The organism is Vogesella mureinivorans (genome assembly GCF_007644035.1).
GTDB lineage: Bacteria > Pseudomonadota > Gammaproteobacteria > Burkholderiales > Chromobacteriaceae > Vogesella > Vogesella mureinivorans.
The window spans coordinates 1-254 of the sequence record NZ_VMTV02000018.1 but is presented as its reverse complement, the minus strand read 5'-3'; the positions used below and the strand labels follow the sequence as shown (position 1 = coordinate 254).

1 protein-coding gene is annotated in these 254 nt (G+C 47.2%); it reads right to left on the bottom strand.

Going from position 1 to position 254, the window contains the following annotated elements:
- Positions 1–254 (bottom strand): nitrogenase component 1 (locus tag FLQ44_RS25490; RefSeq protein ID WP_206208589.1); only part of this gene is annotated, 254 nt, incomplete at both ends.

Below are 254 nucleotides of genomic sequence, written 5' to 3'. Positions count from 1 at the left end.
CAATTACTTCATCGCAGTATTCGCCCACCTGCTCTTTGAACCACTCAGCATCGTACTTACAATAAGTACCCGCCCAAACAACGTGAATTCCCATTTCTCTTGACAGAATTTTGGTGATAGCGGCGGCGTGGGTGCTGTCGCCAAACACCACAGCTTTCTTACCTGTCAAGTTTTGGCAGTCAATTGAACGGGAGAACCAAGCAGCTTGCGAAACGTGCAAAGTTTGCTCGTTGATGTAGTCTGTGTAGTCAACA